This is a genomic window from Planomonospora algeriensis, from assembly GCF_977012225.1.
In genome coordinates, this window is record NZ_CDRNDK010001043.1 from 1 (window position 1) to 620 (window position 620).

General features: G+C 79.2%; 1 protein-coding gene. It reads right to left on the reverse strand.

Features of this window, described 5'->3' with window-relative positions; translation table 11 throughout:
- Positions 1-620: ROK family protein (locus ACWJ6R_RS37695; protein ID WP_449066758.1), on the reverse strand; the 620-nt coding region annotated here is incomplete at both ends.

Below are 620 nucleotides of genomic sequence, written 5' to 3' on the forward strand. Positions count from 1 at the left end.
AGACGTCGCGGTGGGCGATCGACAGGGCGGTGAAGACGGCGCCGTGCAGGACCGCGTTGCCCTCCACGGTGCTCGCGCGGACCAGCGTGGGCGCGGGGGAGAGCGCGGCGAGGCGCCCGCCCACCCGCTCGGCCAGGTCCTCCCCGCCGGAGCGCCCCGTCCGGCCGCCGAGGACGACGAGACCGGGGTCCAGGACGGCGACCGCGGCCAGGACGCCTCGGTGATCCTGGCCGCCAGGGCGTCCGGAGGCCGAGGACGCGGGCGGCCGCGGCGCCGCCAGCTCGCAGAACGGCGTGCCGGACAGCTTGATCCAGCCGATCTCCCCGGCGCCGCCCGACGCGCCGCGCCGCAGCCGCCCGCCGAGGATGACCGCGGCGCCCACCCCGTCGTCCAGCCAGAGCAGGACGAAGTCCTCGCGGCCGCGGGCGGACCCGGCGCGGTGCTCGGCGACGGCGGCGAGGTTGACCTCGTTCTCCAGGGTCACCGGGGCGCCCAGGCTCTCGCCGAGGACGCGCGGCAGGTCGGGCCGCCACCCGGGCACGCCGTTGTCGGCCAGCAGGCTCCCGGTGGCCGGGTGGAACAGGCCGGGGGCGCCGAGCACGACCGCGTGCACGGCCCGG